We start from the raw sequence: 17,574 nt of genomic DNA, 5'->3' as shown, positions 1-17,574 counted from the left end.
GCATCACTTATAGTCACTTGTCCTAATTAGAGCGAACTGGCTAGAAATCAACAACATAAAAATAACATAAGTTTGTGTTACTGCATGGAAAATAGCAGTATCTTTGCACGCTTAAAATAGCGGCTGACTGCTATTAAATATTTACATATGCCAATAACTAAAAACATTGCGATTATCGCACACGTAGACCACGGTAAAACAACCTTGGTAGATAAAATTATGTATCACTGTCAATTGTTTCGTGAGAATCAAAACACAGGAGATTTAATTTTGGATAACAACGATTTAGAACGTGAACGTGGTATTACCATTACTTCAAAGAACGTATCTGTTGTTTATAAAGGAACAAAAATTAATATCATTGATACTCCTGGTCACGCCGATTTTGGTGGTGAGGTTGAACGTGTTTTAAACATGGCAGACGGAGTTTTGTTATTGGTGGATGCTTTTGAAGGCCCTATGCCTCAAACGCGTTTTGTACTTCAAAAAGCAATTGACTTAGGTTTGAAACCTTGTGTGGTTATCAACAAGGTTGATAAAGAAAACTGTACTCCAGAAGAAGTTCATGAAAAGGTCTTCGATCTTATGTATGAATTAGGTGCAGAAGAATGGCAGTTAGATTTTCCTACCGTTTACGGTTCGGCAAAGAACAACTGGATGAGTGATGATTGGAAAAATGAAACAGAAAACATAGAGCCATTGTTAGATATGGTTATTGAGCATATCCCAACTTTTGAACCAAAAGAAGGTAATACTCAAATGTTAATTACATCTTTAGATTTCTCTTCTTTTACAGGACGTATTGCTATTGGAAGGTTAATTAGAGGTGGTTTAAAAGAGGGACAACAAATTTCTTTGGTTAAAAGAGATGGGTCTATCGTAAAATCAAAAATTAAGGAGCTCTTTATTTTTGAAGGGTTAGGAAGACTTAAAGTAAAAGAAGTAGTTACAGGAGATATTTGTGCTATAACAGGTATTGAAGGTTTTGAAATTGGTGACACTGTTGCTGATATTGAAAATCCTGAAGGTTTAAAAACAATCGCTATTGATGAACCAACAATGAGCATGTTGTTTACTATTAATGATAGTCCATTTTTTGGTAAAGACGGTAAATTTGTTACTTCAAGACATATTAAAGAACGTTTAGAGCGTGAGCTAGAAAAGAACTTAGCACTTCGTGTTAATGAAACAGATAGTGCGGATAAGTTTTTAGTTTTTGGTCGTGGTGTATTACACCTTTCTGTATTGATTGAGACCATGCGCCGTGAAGGTTACGAACTTCAAATTGGTCAACCACAGGTTATCATTAAAGAAATTGATGGTGTTAAATGTGAGCCAATAGAAGCGTTGACTATTGATTTGCCAGAAAATGTTTCTGGAAAAGCAGTAGAAATGGTTTCTATCAGAAAAGGAGAGATGACCAGTATGGAAGCTAAAGGTGAACGTATGATTTGTGAATTCTTGATACCTTCAAGAGGTATCATTGGTCTTCGTAACCAATTGTTGACCGCTACTGCTGGTGAGGCTATTATGTCGCATCGCTTTTTGGATTACCAACCTATGAAGGGAGCTATTCCACAAAGACAGAATGGTTCTTTGGTTTCTATGGAAAATGGAAAAGCAATACCTTATTCTATTGATAAACTTCAGGATCGCGGTAAGTTTTTCGTTGATCCGGGAGAGGATATTTACGAAGGTCAAGTAATTGGTGAGAATTCTCGTGGTGATGACATGACGGTGAATATCACTAAGACTAAAAAGATGTCAAACGTTCGTTCTTCAGGTGCGGATGATAAAGCAAAGATTGTTCCTGCTATCAAATTCTCATTAGAGGAGGCGTTAGAATATATTCAGAAAGATGAGTATGTAGAGGTAACACCAAACTTTCTTAGAATTAGGAAAATATATCTCACAGAAGTAGATCGAAAGAGATACAAAATAGCATAATTTAAAAAGCCCTGAATTAACATTCAGGGCTTTTTTTTTGCCTTTTTTGAAAGGTATAATGTATTGAATCGACTTAAGGTTTTAACCCAAAAAGAATACCTATGAAATTTAATGTTCAAATTATCGGTTTTTTAATGATTGGTACGTTATTATCATCATGTAATGAGCAACCAAAAGAAAAGAAAGAAGCAACCGCAGTTGCTACAGATGAAGCTACAGAAGGTTATGTAATACCTGAAGCTTGGGTTAACAATCGTGTAGAGAAGGCTAAAAGCAGGTTAGAAAAAACAGATGCAGGTAAAATCGTTTGGGCAGGAATGGAGGCTCACGGTGGGCTTAAAAATTGGTATGGTAACGGAGCATTGGCTTTTCGTTTTAATTACCAACCTTTAGATGGTAGCACGGTACGTGATAGTTATGAGGTAGTAGATGCATGGCGTAACAAAGCGGTGCATACAAGCGTTACGGATAGTACGGCAACATTTGGATGGGATGGTGAAACTGCCTGGGTACAGGCTAAGGATTCTACGGCTTTTGCATACGATACTAAGTTTTGGGCGCTAACACCACTATACTTAATGGGACATCCATTTGTATTGGATGGTGAAGGTGTAAATCTAGAACTGTTGCCAGAAACAACCTATAAGAATAAAGCTAATGATGTAGTGAAAGTTACTTTTGATGCTGGTACTGGTGATGCTCCTGATGATTATTATATTCTTCAGTTTGATAAAGAATCGCATTTATTGACCGCAAACAGATATATAGTTTCATATCCTGAGTATTTTAAAGATGGAGGTCACAATCCTGAAAAGTTTATGGAAGTTGGTGAATTGGTAGACGTAAGTGGAGTATTATTGCCAAAAGAACTAAGAACACATTGGAGTACGAAAGAAGGTATGCAAGGTGAGTATGTTACTCAAATAGATATCACAGATATCCATTTTCTAAAAGATATTGATCAAGACTTTTTTGCAGTTCCAGAGAATGCAAAGATTAAATAAACAAAAAAGGCCTTAATTCTCAATTAAGGCCTTTTTTTGTTTTATAGTTATTGTTCTTTAATGGTATGATATGTTGTGAAAAGCTGCAGCCGCTGCACCTACAATTCCAGCATGATTTTGAAGACCAGCAGGTATAACGGGAGTGTCTATAGTAATACAATCTTTAAATTCGTCAAAATCTTTTGATGCACCGCCACCCAGAAGAATAGTATCTGGGGAAACAATTAAATCTACCAATTTTAGAAACTTGTTGAAGCGCTTGCCCCATTTTTTATAAGTCAATCCTTCACGATCTTTAGCAGACCCTGCCGCCCAAAGTTCTATTTTCTTATATTTCTTATATGGAATTTGTCCTAGTTCAAAATTAGGAATCAATTTTCCGTCTAGAAATGCACCACTACCAAGTCCGGTACCAATAGTAAGCATTACAACAAGGCCTTCCATATCTTTACCTGTGCCATAGTTCATAGAGGCATAACCAGCTAAGTCGGCATCGTTAATTACGGTAAAGTCAAGACCGGTCTTTTTTTGAAAAAGCTCTTCTACATTGGTGTTCAACCAACTTTTATGAAGATTTCCAGGAGATTTACAGACTCCTCTTTTAATAACAGTCGGAAAACCGCAGCCTACTTTACCCTTGTAATCAAAATGCTTTACAATCTGGGCAACGCTATCTGCCATATCTTCTGGCTTACGGGACTCAGGGGTAGGTATACGATGACGTTTCGTAACTAATTTTCCGGTTTCGATATTTACAATGGCACCTTTTATACCAGAACCTCCTACATCAATACCTAAAACTTCCATTATTCTATTTTAAAATTTATAGCGGCAAAGTAACAAAAACTTTTGAGAGTAATCGAACGATACGCACTTGCTTACATTTTATTCGGTAATCGTGAAAATACCTGTATCTCCTTTTGTCAAAAGCGGCATCAATTCTTTTACAATCTCTAGTTTTTCTTCCGCAATATTTTATCCTCTTTAACATTGCCCAAGTCATGGTCGTACAGTTCAATAACGGGTTGGTCTTTTCTAAAGTATTTTGTTAACCTGTAATTTTTAGTTCGCATAGAGATTCCGTTCTTGAAATAACTGTATGCAACTTCTTCGGTATTGGGAATAAGGAGAGTTGATAATGAGCGTGCTTTTTAAGGCATTTTCAAAAAGAGTATGTTTTCCCAGACGTGGTGGTCTCCCAAATACCAACCATGGTCTCCCTAAATTATAATGACGGTATTTTTGTCTAACTCTAAGTCTTTTTTAATTCTTGATAGACCTTGCCAATTTGAGCATCTATATCGCTTATTGAAGCTAGGTAGCCATGTATGTCTCAGTTTTCTGGCATATGCATCAGAGACCTGTATGCCCAGATTTGCTTTTTCTTCACCTAATGTATATTGGTTGAACTCACCCCTGGTTTGCAGGCTGTTTAAGTTGATGTTTTTAGGGGGTTTAGGATTTGATAAAAGGAAACTAAAGATACAGATTTTAGGCAAGCTCACCGTTTTGATATAAAACATCAAAAATTAACTGATCTACCTCGCTCAGGTTAGCTTTGTCTTCATACGTTAACCACACTATTTCGTTGATTTTAGAATCAGGTTGCAACTCACCTTTATGTACTGCCGTATAGCAAGTCATGCGTGATAAAATTCCTGGTTTCTTCCCGTTTGCCTGAGCCTCAAAAATACCAACGAATTCCATTGATGTAATATCAATATCTACATTAAAAATTTGCTTGGTGCTTTTTTCTAGGGTTTGAGAATCGGTATGACCAACAATACGCATGCCTTTGGGAATAAAATAGAAATCTTCGTTTACTTTCTTGAGACAGAGAATTTGCTCGTCTTCAATACGTATCCATGCTAAATGGTCTATGATGTTTTCCGAAGGTTCCACATAATAATCAATGGAATTGAGCGAGTGGTCTGGGTCAATAATATCTAAAATCTTATCTATAAGTCTTCCTGCTGCGGTAAGTGTCCCCAGCTTTTTATTGCGTCCTAAGGCACTTGAAATAGTCTCATCTCTATTACCAAATTTATAACCGTTCTTATCTGTCCAGAGTATATTCATTAAATGTTGCATCATTACATTTCCCAGCTGATCTATAGAGATAGCAATTTTTAAAAAATACTCGCCAACACCTTTAATCCCTCGGGTAAACAGGCTATGAAAAATACCGTAAACAAAGCCAAGTGGCCCGGTGATTAATAAAAGGATAATTGAGATTAGAAAAAGGAGAGCCCCAATAAAAGGGTTTGTGGGCTTGTCCGGTCTGTAGGTTTGCTTTTTTAAGATCATGATAACGGCTTGAGGCTGCCTAAGCGGCAAATCTTTAATTACGTTTTAAAGATACCCGTTTCAATTTATTAGAACACATTTTATGGTCTATTCTCAGTAATTGAGTTTCAACTTTAAGGGTAGGTGGTCTGAATAGCCACTGGGTACAAAATTAGGTTTGGAAGATTTGTATTTAAACGATCTTGGCCTTCCGCTAGAGGTTGCCAATGTGCCGTCATCAACAATGTCAAAAGTGTCTATTTCTGCAGTAAGGCCGTTACCGGATAAAAAACCACGCGTTACCACTAGCTGGTCTAACATCTGATAGCGGTTGGTAAATACTGTGCCATCAAATAATCCGCTTAAAAAATAAGTCCCTGTATTCCCCGAAGCAGATTTATTTATAAGAGTGGTACTTAGGTTGTAAAGAAAAGTTTCTCTAGCCCTGTATTTATAGGTGTGTACGAATTTATCAAAATCGTTAGTAGCTCCTTTAACTTTATCTAAGTCTCTAGAGGCTTTTAAATGCTGTATAATACTGCGGTCAAAAGGCTCATCGTTAAAATCACCAACTACCAAAACTTTACTTTCCCATTTAGCTTGAATAGCTGCCAGGTCATCATTTGCTTGAAGCGTCTCATAAGTTGTGGAATCTACTTTGGTGTGCGCTTCCACTAAAAATGCAATGTGTTCGGCAACGGCAATACGCAATGGTTCGGAATGATATTGACCTCTGCTACGTGATGGCCAATGAGAGGCGATGACTACAAATTCTTCGCCTGTATCATTAATTCTAAAAACCACTTCAAAAATATCTCGCGTACGATACCTGAGGTGAACAAGATGAGATGTTCTTGAAACCACCGTAAGTTTGTTAGGGTTATAGGCCATGGCAACATCAATGCCTCTTAAATCACTTGTGCCAGCAGCATCAAAGACAACGCTTAGGTGGTCCATGCCAGCTTCTTCCAATAAGTCTTGAAGAAGCGTATCTTTTTCTATTTCACAAACGGTGAGTAAATCAATTTGCTCATTGGGCCAAATAAGATTAAGGCCTTCGGCTAGATTTTCTTTTTTCTTATTGAATACACTATCTGTCCAGCCTGCTGCGGGTGTAAAGCTAAAGTCATTTGAAATAGGGTCGTCATCAGTATCAAAAAAATTCTGAAGATTCCACCAAGCAAAATTGATATGGGGCATAACGTCTTGTTTTTAAGAATTTACGTTGCCATCGCAATTTATCCACCAAAAAAGGAGATAGTTGCCATGTGCCCTAAAGTTATGAAAATTAACAGCCCTATATATTACTCTTTTGTAGGGATAAGGTTATTTTATGTATAAATGGTAGTTAAGTCTACACGGCTCGTTGTACGACTTCAAAGATTTTGTTGCCGTCGCATTTAAGTGTTTTTGACGGATATTTTAGAATAAGTGCGTAATCATGTGTGGCCATTAAAATAGAACGCCCAGACTTATGTATTTCCTGTAGAACTTTCATGACCTCTACACTGGTTTGTGGATCAAGGTTTCCTGTAGGCTCATCGGCTAGAATAAGATCAGGGTCATTAAGAAGTGCCCTTGCGATAGCTACACGTTGTTGTTCGCCACCGGAAAGCTGATGCGGAAATTTAAACCCTTTTGTTTTCATACCTACTTTATCCAAAACGTCCTCTATCTTTTGGCTCATTTTATGGCTATCTTTCCAGCCGGTAGCTTTAAGTACAAAGTAGAGGTTTTTATTAATTGTGCGGTCTGGTAATAATTTAAAATCTTGAAAGACAATGCCAATTTTACGGCGTAGAAAAGGAATGTCTTTTTCGCGTAATTTGGTGAGGTCAAAATCTACAATGCTCCCTGTACCTTGTTTAAGAGGAAGGTCTCCATAGAGCGTTTTCATAAAACTACTTTTTCCACTTCCCGTTTTTCCTATCAAATAAACAAATTCGCCCTTAAGTACATCAAGCGTTACTTCATTTAAAATAAGACTATCTTTTTGAAAAATAGCTGCATCCTTTAGCTCTAAAATCGTTTCTGACATCTTTAAGGGTACCGGGTTATAAGTTCAATTTGTTAATCAATCGTTAAAGGTAGGGCGTAGTTCTGTATAGTGATCGCCAAATCTCGAACTTTGAATCGTAATTATAATATAAAAGTAATAAGTTAAAGATTAACGTAGGGCTAGCACTGATAAAATCTTTTTGCTTTTTTCAAGATTGCCGGTGGTGTGAAATTATTAAGTTGAAAACACCCCTCACTATATACTTAGATGCAATATTCAACGTTATTAAAATTAATTAACGGTAATACATATTTCTAGTTAGAACACTATGCTAAAAAAAATCACCGCGCTTATCCCTGTTTTTCTGGGGATGGTTTCTATGGGAATCGCTCAAGAGACTAAAATTTATACTCACGATCAGAAACAATATCAAGATGCCTTGTCGCTCTATAACAATGAGCAGTACCAAGCTGCACAGTCCATTTTTGCTAAGGTTAAGGATAATACCAAGAATTTAGAGACCAAGGCCAATAGTGCTTATTACGAGGCCAATGCTGCAGTTCGTTTGAACCAATTGGGAGCTGATCGGTTAATGGAGGACTTCGTGGCCAATTATCCAACATCTACTAAAAGGAACTCTGCTTATGTAGATGTGGCCGAGTATTATTTTGAAACCGGAAAGTATCCGTATGCATTAAAATGGTACAATAAGGTTGAACAAAGTGCACTATCCCGTAAAGAGATGGACAAGTTCAATTTTAATTATGGGTATTCCTTGTATTCGTCTGGAAAACAGAAAGAGGCAGAAAGCTACCTTCAAAAAGTAGAAAATTCACCTGTTTATGCTTCTCAGGCTAAATACTATATGGGCTACATTGCTTATCAGCAAGATGATTATGAAACGGCCAACCAGCGTTTTGATCAGATAAAAGATCCTGATATTCTTGAAGAGAAGATGGACTATTATCAGGCAGATATGAACTTTAAGCTTGGTAAGTTTGATCAGGCCATAGGTTTGGCAAAGAAGCAAATGGCAAAGGGTGATCGAAAAGAGAAGTCGGAGCTTAGCAAAATAATTGGCGAGAGCTATTTCAACTTAAAAGAATATTCAAACGCCATTCCTTACCTAGAAGATTATCAAGGTAAAAAAGGCAAGTGGAGTAATACGGATTATTACCTTTTGGGCTATTCGTACTACAAGCAAGGCGACTATGCCAATGCCGTTCAGCAATTCAATAAAATTATAGGAGGTACTAATAGCGTTTCTCAAAATGCATATTACCATTTAGCGGAATGTTATCTGAAGTTGGATAAAAAGCAAGAAGCATTGAATGCGTTTAGAAATGCTTCTCAAATGGACTTCTCCCAGGAAATTCAGAAAGATGCATATTTAAACTATGCGCGTTTAAGCTACGAAGTTGGTAATGCTTACGAACCAGTTCCACAGGTTATCACTGATTATTTGGCCAAATACCCAGATAGTGCCAACAAGGAAGAGATGCAAGAGTTATTAGTAGACTCATATATTACCTCTAAAAACTTTGCTGGAGCCATGGAGCTGCTTGAGAAAAACAAGAATTACGCTAGTAAGGCTACCTACCAGAAAGTAGCATACTACCGCGGTATAGAATTGTTCATGAATGCTGATTACCAAAGTGCGGCAGAGAATTTAGGAAAGTCGCTTGATAGTGCCGAGGATAATATGTTCCGTGCAAAAGCAAACTATTGGAAAGCCGAAGCGGAATATGCCCTAAATAATTTCAGCAAAGCATTGGTAGACTATATTCAGTTTCAGCAAAACCCATCGGCTAAATCTACTGAAGAATATAAAGAGCTAGATTACAATTTAGCATATACCTATTTTAAGTTAAGAGATTACAGTAATGCCATTTCTTATTTTGAAAATTTCGTCAATGCGGGTTCTAGCGATACACAGAAGCTGTATGACGGTTACCTTCGTTTAGGAGATAGCTATTTTGTGACCAGTAAATATTGGCCAGCTATAGAAACGTACAATAAAGCACTTTCACTTACCGGAACGGAAAAGGATTATGCGGCTTATCAAAAAGCGATTAGCTACGGTTTTGTAGATAGACGCGATACTAAAATTGAAGAGTTAAGAACATTCGTTTCGGCATATCCAAAGTCGAGTTTAAAAGATGATGCTCTTTTTGAATTAGCAAATACCTTAATAGCTTCAGGACAAGAGCAACAAGGTCTTCAGACATACCAACGTGTAATTACGGAGTATAAAGCTAGTTCTTTGGTGCCACAGGCAATGATGCGCCAAGGTTTGGTCCATTATAATGCAAACCGTAATGAACAGGCGCTGACCGAGTTTAAAGCAGTGGTTCATAATTTTCCAGATACACAAGAGGCCATTCAGGCGGTATCTACGGCAAAATTGATTTATGTTGATTTAGGCCGAGTTGATGAGTACGGAGAATGGGTGTCAAAATTAGATTTTGTTGAGGTAACGGATAGTGAATTGGACAACGCCACCTTTGAATCTGCCGATAAACAAAATATGGAAGGCAAAAAAGATGGCGCCATTAAAGGGTATGAGAATTACATCAAACAATTTCCAAAAGGATTAAATTCCGTTAAGGCCAATTTCAACTTAGCACAACTATATTTTGCTAAAGGCGAAAAGGAAAAGGCATTGCCAAATTATAAATTCGTTGCCGATAAAATGGGAAGCGAATATGCAGAGCAGGCGTTGACTAGGGTTTGTGAAGTCTACATTGGTAAAAAGGATTATGCTTCGGCCTTGCCTTATTTACAACGTTTGGAAAATCAAGCGGATATTCAGCAAAACAGAATTTTTGCTCAATCTAACTTAATGAAAGGATACTATGAGCAGAAAGACTATGGTAAGACATTGGCTTATGCAGAAAAAGTATTGGCTACACCTACAATAGATAACCGTATTAAAAGTGATGCACAGATAATGATAGCACGGTCGGCCATCGCAACAGGTGATGAGGCAAAAGCAGAAAGTGCTTATGCCGATGTGTTAAAAATAGCATCAGGGGGTACAGCGGCTGAAGCCTTGTATTACGATGCCTATTTTAAAAGCAAGTCTCAAGACTATGAAAACTCAAACATAGCGGTACAAAAATTAGCAAAAGACTATTCAGGTTATAAAGAATGGGGAGGGAAAGGATTGATTATCATGGCCAAGAACTTTTATGCTTTGGGCGATGCCTACCAAGCCACCTATATTTTGGATAGTGTAATAAGTAATTTCAGTCAGTATGCCGAAATTGTTTCTGAGGCCAAAGGCGAGCTTTCGATTATTAAAGCTAAAGAAGCACAGAGTAATTCATCAGTGAGAACCGATTGAAATTAGAAATAGATTTAACAAGATTGAAAATTGAATTTGAACGAGGCCTTTTAGAACCGGCTTCGCTTTTAAGGTGTAAATTCAAAAAAGAACACAGAATGCACAAACATATAAAGCTTACACTTATTTTCCTTATTGGTGTTTTTCAGTTTGCCATTGCGCAAGAAGAAGAAAAAGACGATATAGGTACGGAAACCGTTACCGTTACCAAGGCCTATACGCCAACGATTAGCGATGCTTTTAAAATCAAGACTATTCCCGATCTTAACGATTCTATTGTCTTGCAAAAGAAAAAGATAAACTACAGTATATTTTCTGTTCCCGTAGCCTCTACTTTTACACCGGCTAAGGGTAAGGCTTCTGCCGTAAAGAAAACGCCGCCACCGGTATTGTACAATTCGTATGCTTCTGCAGGAGTTGGTAATCCTGCCAATTTAATGGGCAAGTTTTACACCAGTAGAACTATTGACCGCGAATCTGGTTATACGCTTGGCTTGGAACATAATTCTTCTCGTGGCGATATTGATGGCGTTGCTTTGGATAATATTTACTCAAACTCTAAATTAGATGCTAGCTATACCAAAAGAGATAGCGATTTTGATTGGGGTGTAGATGTAGGTGCACAGCACCAGTTGTATAATTGGTATGGTATTCCAGATGCTACTTTTACAGAAGAAGAGGTAGATGGTATTGATGAGCGTCAGAACTATTATATGGCCGAAGCATCTGGTCATATAAATGTTGAGGATTCTTATTTTGAAAATGCAAAATTGGAATACAGAAGATTCTGGGATGCTGTTAAATCTGGAGAAAATAGAGCTGTTTTTAAAACAGGTTTTTCATTTCCGGTGGCGGATGAGAATTTTGGGGTTAAAGCTAAAGTGGATTATGTAAGCGGTAGTTTTAAAAATTCTAGTCTTAACAATCCAACCAATACACCAGAAATAAATTATAGCAATCTGCAGGTAGGTATTAACCCAAGCTTGGCATTGTTAAACGAAGATTTTTCATTGAATTTAGGTGTAAACCTTGTGTACGGACTTGATTCTGAAAATAGCGATAGTAATTTTTATATCTACCCTGCGGTTACTGCATCTTACAGATTGTTAGATGATATGGCAATAGTCTACGGTGGAGTAGAGGGCGATTTAATGCAGAATTCCTACTATGGTTTTGTTGAGGATAATCCCTATGTTTCACCAACGTTGAGTATTGTTCCTACGGATAAGAAATACGATGCTTATGTGGGTTTAAAGGGGCAGATTTTACCTAATTTAAGTTATAATGTTAAAGTGAGTTATACTACGGAAGATAGAAAGGCACTATATAAACTGAATGCTAGAAACGATTCTAGAACGGATGAAAAAGGGTATTACTATGGTAATTCTTTTGAGGTGTTTTATGATGATGTGAAGACTATAGGAGCTTTTGGAGAATTAAATGTAGACGTGAACCGTAACTTCAGTTTAGGAGTGAATGTAGAATATTTCAACTATAATACGGAAACCGATAACCCAGCTTGGAATTTACCAGATCTTAAGGGTTCATTGTTTATGGATTACCAAATAGGAGAGAAATGGTTTGCAGGAGCAAATCTATTTTACGTAGGTGAGCGAGATGATGTAGCAACCATTGCAACTGCAAGTGGAATTCCTTCAGAATTTTTTGCTGATCGGGTAGTATTGGATGGCTATTTTGATGCTAATTTCCATGTAGGATATCGCTGGAACGATCAACTTTCTTTCTTCGTGAAAATGGCAAATATTGCCAATAACAATTACCAACGTTTTTCTAACTATCCTGTTCAGGGCTTGCAAGTTATGGGTGGTTTGACCTATAAATTCGACCTATAGTTTCTTCAGGGAAATAAGAGAAGTGTGTTTGCCCGATTTTTTTAGGGTCTTATCTATGCTGTCGTAAGATTTGTGGTAGAATACTTATTTTTGTTTCAGTTGCTAATAAGAAAATACATCATGTTTCAGAATAATAAAAAAGCCCAGGCTAATCATAGAATTTTTAGATTTCTTTCAGGAAGAAAAATTGCTGGTACTATACTTGTAGCATCAATGATTTTATTTGCTGCTTGTGGGTCAGATGATTCTGAGGCTCCGATTTCTGTTGATGTAGATACAGATGGTGATGGAATTCTAGATTCAAAGGAAATTTTGGATGGTACAAGTAAAACCAATCCTTGTGACCCAAAACCCAATTCTGGTTATACAGGTTACGATTCGGATAATACCATTTGGTTAGGTGCCGATTGTGATATTGATGGTGTTACCAATGCAGAAGAACTTGCCAATGGTACAGATCCATACGTAGATGAAACCAAAGATACGGATGGTGACGGTATTCCTGATTTTCAAGAAGATGCAGACGGAACTGATAAAGACAGTCCTTGTGATCCTATTCAAGAAGAAAACTATACGGGGTATAATGCGGCAAACAATATTTGGAAAAATGCAGATTGTGATGCAGATGGTGTAAATAATGGCGATGAGGTAACAGCAGGTAGTAATCCGTATTTAGACGATACCGTTTATGCAGTGGCTGAGTTTCTTCCAAAATTATCCGATTTAAAAATATTCAGAGGGAATCCAAGTGATTTGGTTCCTAATGCGACATCATATGAGTATAGCTTAAGTACACCTTTATATAGCGATTATGCTCAGAAATTCAGAACGATATCCCTTCCTGAGGGTGCTCAAATGACATACAATGATGAGGGGCTTTTGCAGTTTCCAGATAATACGGTAATCAGTAAAACTTTTTTCTATTATAATGACGAAAGAGATGAATCTCTTGGCACAAAATTAATAGAAACCCGTGTAATGATTAAAACTAATGGTGCGTGGAGTATGGGTAATTATCTTTGGAACGAAGCTCAGACAGAAGCGGATTTTAGTAATGATGCGCCTACGATACAAGTAAGTTGGATAGATGGTTCGGGTAGTAATCAATCCGTTGGTTATAAAGTGCCGTTTACAATTAATTGTACTCAGTGTCATGATGTAAACAATACAACTATTCCAATAGGCCCTAAAGCGCGAAACTTAAACTTTGTGTACAAGGGTAAAAATCAACTTCAAAATTTTATTGATAAAGGTTTGCTTTCCGGAGCACCTGCTACTGCAGAAATAGAAAGACTTCCAGATTGGTTGGATGATTCTTTTACACTTGCGGAACGTGCCAAAGCTTATATGGATGTGAATTGTGCGCATTGTCACCAACCTGGTGCCCTACATAATTCAAACGAAGGTGTTCGTCCAGATTTTAGATATGAAACCTTGTATGCTAATAGCAATGTAGAAGAATTTAAAGCAGATATTAGAGCAAGAGTTGATACAGACCCTGCTTACGGACCTTCTATGCCGCTCATAGGTATTACAGAATTACACACGGAAGGTGTAGACTTGATTCAAGCCTATATTGATTCTCTAAACTAACGTATTCAATAGTTTTCATATTCTAAAAAGAAGTCCCTGCTGAGATAGGGTAAATCTGAGTATTTTTTTATTTGTCTATTTTAGAGTCGACCAAAATGCTCATGATGACCAAATTTCCACTCGGGAACGTTATGTTTCTTTTATTCGGGATGTTATTTCTGCATCCGCTAAAGTCACAGAATTTAGTTGAAAATCCCAGTTTTGAAACTTATGTAAATTGTCCTAAACGCCTGGGTAATTTTAGTACTGATGTTAAAGGTTGGTCAACTCCTACTGAGGGTTCTACAGATTACTTTAATGGATGCAGTACGGAAATGGGTACACCAAAGAATTTTAATGGATCGCAACCTGCAAATTTCGGTCAGGGTTATGCTGGACTTTATCTTTTTGCACCAGATGATTATAGAGAATATTTTCAAACTAAATTACTTCAACCTTTAAAAGAAGGGGTAAAGTATAGGGTGTCTTTTTATGTGAGTTTAGCTGAACGTTCGGATTTTGCCATAAAAGAATTTGGAGTCTTGTTTTCTAAGGATAAATTGAGTGTAGATACAAAAAAGGAGCTGTCAAAAAAACTCATCTATCAGCAGAAAAAAAACACTTATAATTATTTAGAAATTGGGTATTCCAATTTCTATTCGGATACTCAAGATTGGATATTGGTACACACGGAATTCGTTGCCAAAGGCTCGGAAAAATATCTAATGATCGGTAACTTTAAAAGTAATGCAAGAACTCGCCTTTTTAAGACCAAACGTAATGCCAAGCAAGGTGCGTACTATTATGTGGATATGGTTGAGGTTTCAGAAGCAAAGAACAATAAAGCTAAACAGGAAGTTGTTCTTGCCAATGTGGAGTCACGCACATTTGAACTAGATAAAATTCATGTATTTGAAGACGTGCTTTTTGCTTTTGATAAAGCTACATTGCTTGAAACTGCTAAGAAAGAACTTGGTAGCATCTATTTCTATTTATTAAAGAATAAGACATTATATATTTCAATAAACGGTTTTACGGATTCTATTGGAAGCAATACATATAATCGTTCTTTATCTAAGAAACGAGCAAAGGCTGTTGCCGAATACCTTGTGCATTTAGGATTAGATAAAAATCGAGTAGTATGGCAAGGTCACGGAGGAGACAAGCCAATAGCTAATAATGCTACTTCTGAAGGCAGAAAGCAAAACAGAAGAGTAGAGTTCATTATCAGCAAACCAAAACCCTAAATTTTCATGTCTAGTAATCAGAATATTCCGTAGGGTAAAGCAATATTATATCTGCCTTGCTTACATTGTTCTGGTAGTTTGGGTTGGCTTTTAATTCCAGCCACTTTTCAGCAGTTCCAAAGGCTTTCCAATGTGCGTCTCTAGACTCCTTATTTGCAAAAGTGGTCATATACATTAAGTTGGGCATACGATCACCGGATAATACTTCGGCATAAAAAACAGCATTAAAACCTAAAGAATCAAAGAGCGTAACTTCACCTCCTGCATTGAACATATCTACCTTGTTCTGGTAAATAGCCTCGGTGGCAGATTCATAGCTACGAAGTTCGTATACACGTTCTTTTCTTGGTCCTTCTATTTTAGATGCTTCCATCATGGGCATTTCCGGAAAGGCTTTCATTAAAGTAGAATTGATACGCTCGTAAGGGGCATTGTCATGTTTAGCATGAATGTAGCTGTCACCCGCGGAAAGGTAGCTTTTGTCTTGAGCCAACATATCATCTAATGTCAAAAATTGTTCAATAGAGCTGAAAGGTAATAGAATATAGATTTTAAGGTCGGTTATCTCTTCTGTAGGGATTAATTTGAACACCCCAACATTTTCTATCCCGGCTCTTTTTAAAGCAGGTAGATATGCGTTTTTTAAGTAAGTATCTACAACCTTCTCTTGATTTCCATCCTTCAGAAAATAGGTTTTCAATTGATAGAACTGTTTCTCTTGATTTTGTGCGTTTGCAGAAAGGGCTACAGCTAAAATTAAAATGAAAGTTATAAAAGAACTTTGGATGGAATTTTTCATAAAAGTATAGGGTTTGGAAAATCAAACTTAGTGAAGAACCTTCTGAAAACCTAATAAAAATCAGTGAGGCCAGAAATGGGTAGATTGTCACTTTTTATGTAAAAATCGCTTCTTTTTTTTGAAAGAATCGACGTAACTTGCAGTAAAGAAAATATAATCATGATGGATTTAAATCTTGCGGTACTTATAGACGGTGACAACATTCCTTCGGCTTACGTAAAAGAAATGATGGAGGAAATTGCTAAATACGGCAATCCTACCATAAAGCGTATTTATGGCGACTGGACCAATCCACGTCTTGGGAAATGGAAAAATGTTCTTTTAGAGAATGCTATAACCCCAATACAGCAATACGGTTATACCCAAGGTAAGAACGCAACAGATTCTGCTATGATCATAGACGCCATGGATGTTCTCTATGCCGGAAAGGTCAACGGGTTTTGTATTGTGAGCAGTGATAGTGATTTTACTCGTCTGGCCACGCGTTTGCGAGAAGCCGGTATGCAGGTATTTGGGATTGGAGAAAAGAAAACGCCCAACCCTTTTATAGTAGCCTGTGATAAATTTATTTATATAGAAATCCTCAAGAAAGAAGACGAGGAAGAAGACAGTTCCGTTAGTGCTAAGACACCAAAGGCAGCTAAGAGTAATGTAGATAGAATTACAGCTAAAGATATTAGGTTAATCGCTTCTACAATAGATGATGTAGCCGATGATGACGGCTGGGCTTTTTTGGGTGATGTAGGAAGTCTTTTGCAAAAAAAACAACCTAATTTTGACTCTCGTAACTACGGTTTTCAAAAACTTACTCCACTTATAAATTCCATTAAATCAATAGAAGTAGATCGTCGCGAAGATTCAAAAGGACGTAAAAAATTGGTTTACGTTAAAATGGCAGACAAGCCTAAATCGCGCTCAACAAAATAATAAAGGTCTTATGTTCGTTTTATATAGATGGTTCCGTTTTTCAATGAGAAATGTGCCTGAAATTAGTACGAATTAATTTGTTGAAGAAATGAGAACTTTTAAGAAGAATTCCCTCGCAGTATTGACCACTTTTTTAATTAGTATGACTTTTGGTGGCGCCATTAGCGCAAATGATTTGAGTACTAATGATAAGGAATGCAAAGATGTAAAGCCTAGGGAGAGTGAACTACTTGGAAGTTGGGAGTATTCTGCAGAAAATGCACCCGAGCAATATAAGCTAGGGGCGCTTTCTATTTTTAAAGAAAATGGAGAGAATAATGTATTTGTTCAACTTGATGAAAATGAAGTTTTTGGTAAAAAAGTTAAGCTAGAAGGTAATACTATTAGTTTTGAAGTTAAGTTGGAAGGCATAGTTTTTAATGTGAAATTAACGGCAAAAGGAGAAGTTTTAACAGGTACGTATACCTATGCTGATGGAACTTTTGGAATAAAAGGAGCGCGAGTAAAAATCATGTAACTTCAAGAATGTGAAAAAAGACTTTTTTTCACAATAGTAAGTAGTAAGAGAGTAGTACATAATTTATGTATTTTTGG

13 protein-coding genes are annotated in these 17,574 nt (G+C 37.0%); 8 read left to right on the top strand and 5 right to left on the bottom strand.

Features of this window, described 5'->3' with window-relative positions; translation table 11 throughout:
* Nucleotides 1-147: 147 nt before the first annotated feature.
* Both typA and IWB64_RS01505 read left to right on the top strand, forming a co-directional pair.
* Complete coding sequence (gene typA / locus IWB64_RS01510) at nucleotides 148-1,947, top strand: translational GTPase TypA (protein WP_194532351.1); 1,800 nt, start codon at nucleotides 148-150, stop codon at nucleotides 1,945-1,947.
* A gap of 101 nt (nucleotides 1,948-2,048) precedes the next feature.
* On the top strand, nucleotides 2,049-2,951 hold the full coding sequence (locus IWB64_RS01505; protein WP_194532350.1) for a hypothetical protein: 903 nt from the start codon (nucleotides 2,049-2,051) through the stop codon (nucleotides 2,949-2,951).
* 57 nt (nucleotides 2,952-3,008) lie between these two features.
* Here the strand turns inward: IWB64_RS01505 and ppgK are convergent, their stop codons facing one another.
* The 4 genes from ppgK to IWB64_RS01485 all read right to left on the bottom strand — a co-directional run bounded on the left by ppgK (nucleotide 3,009) and on the right by IWB64_RS01485 (nucleotide 7,275).
* The gene (gene ppgK, locus IWB64_RS01500; RefSeq protein WP_194532349.1) at nucleotides 3,009-3,758 is read right to left on the bottom strand and encodes a polyphosphate--glucose phosphotransferase; all 750 of its coding nucleotides are present in this window, start codon (nucleotides 3,756-3,758) and stop codon (nucleotides 3,009-3,011) included.
* A 684-nt stretch (nucleotides 3,759-4,442) separates the two neighbouring features.
* Nucleotides 4,443-5,258 carry an NUDIX hydrolase gene (locus tag IWB64_RS01495; RefSeq protein ID WP_194532348.1) on the bottom strand — a complete coding sequence of 272 codons (816 nt, stop codon included), beginning with the start codon at nucleotides 5,256-5,258 and terminating at the stop codon, nucleotides 4,443-4,445.
* 93 nt (nucleotides 5,259-5,351) lie between these two features.
* Nucleotides 5,352-6,437 (bottom strand): endonuclease/exonuclease/phosphatase family protein, encoded by a 1,086-nt coding sequence (locus tag IWB64_RS01490; protein WP_194532347.1) that lies wholly within the window; start codon nucleotides 6,435-6,437, stop codon nucleotides 5,352-5,354.
* A 154-nt stretch (nucleotides 6,438-6,591) separates the two neighbouring features.
* Complete coding sequence (locus tag IWB64_RS01485) at nucleotides 6,592-7,275, bottom strand: cell division ATP-binding protein FtsE (protein WP_194532346.1); 684 nt, start codon at nucleotides 7,273-7,275, stop codon at nucleotides 6,592-6,594.
* 289 nt (nucleotides 7,276-7,564) lie between these two features.
* Here IWB64_RS01485 and IWB64_RS01480 point away from each other — a divergent pair, with 289 nt between their 5' ends.
* The 4 genes from IWB64_RS01480 to IWB64_RS01465 all read left to right on the top strand — a co-directional run bounded on the left by IWB64_RS01480 (nucleotide 7,565) and on the right by IWB64_RS01465 (nucleotide 15,254).
* Entirely contained in the window at nucleotides 7,565-10,582 is a 3,018-nt protein-coding gene (locus tag IWB64_RS01480; RefSeq protein ID WP_194532345.1) for a tetratricopeptide repeat protein, read from the top strand.
* A gap of 98 nt (nucleotides 10,583-10,680) precedes the next feature.
* The gene (locus tag IWB64_RS01475) at nucleotides 10,681-12,435 is read left to right on the top strand and encodes a TonB-dependent receptor (RefSeq protein ID WP_194532344.1); all 1,755 of its coding nucleotides are present in this window, start codon (nucleotides 10,681-10,683) and stop codon (nucleotides 12,433-12,435) included.
* Between the two features lie 120 nt (nucleotides 12,436-12,555).
* Nucleotides 12,556-14,028 (top strand): hypothetical protein, encoded by a 1,473-nt coding sequence (locus tag IWB64_RS01470; RefSeq protein ID WP_194532343.1) that lies wholly within the window; start codon nucleotides 12,556-12,558, stop codon nucleotides 14,026-14,028.
* 101 nt (nucleotides 14,029-14,129) lie between these two features.
* Nucleotides 14,130-15,254, top strand: a complete 1,125-nt coding sequence (locus IWB64_RS01465; RefSeq protein ID WP_226975779.1) for an OmpA family protein — start codon at nucleotides 14,130-14,132, stop codon at nucleotides 15,252-15,254.
* Nucleotides 15,255-15,264: 10 nt separating this feature from the next.
* Here the strand turns inward: IWB64_RS01465 and IWB64_RS01460 are convergent, their stop codons facing one another.
* Nucleotides 15,265-16,053, bottom strand: coding sequence for an NIPSNAP family protein (locus tag IWB64_RS01460; protein WP_194532342.1), 789 nt, complete (start codon nucleotides 16,051-16,053; stop codon nucleotides 15,265-15,267).
* Between the two features lie 162 nt (nucleotides 16,054-16,215).
* Between IWB64_RS01460 and IWB64_RS01455 the strand changes: the two genes are divergently transcribed.
* Nucleotides 16,216-16,980 carry an NYN domain-containing protein gene (locus tag IWB64_RS01455; protein ID WP_155595522.1) on the top strand — a complete coding sequence of 255 codons (765 nt, stop codon included), beginning with the start codon at nucleotides 16,216-16,218 and terminating at the stop codon, nucleotides 16,978-16,980.
* A gap of 88 nt (nucleotides 16,981-17,068) precedes the next feature.
* Nucleotides 17,069-17,497 carry a hypothetical protein gene (locus IWB64_RS01450; RefSeq protein WP_194532341.1) on the top strand — a complete coding sequence of 143 codons (429 nt, stop codon included), beginning with the start codon at nucleotides 17,069-17,071 and terminating at the stop codon, nucleotides 17,495-17,497.
* The last annotated feature ends 77 nt before the right edge of the window (nucleotides 17,498-17,574 follow it).

The organism is Zobellia nedashkovskayae (genome assembly GCF_015330125.1).
GTDB lineage: Bacteria > Bacteroidota > Bacteroidia > Flavobacteriales > Flavobacteriaceae > Zobellia > Zobellia nedashkovskayae.
Note: the sequence above shows the minus strand (reverse complement) of the source record. Positions and strands in the feature narration are given on the sequence as shown.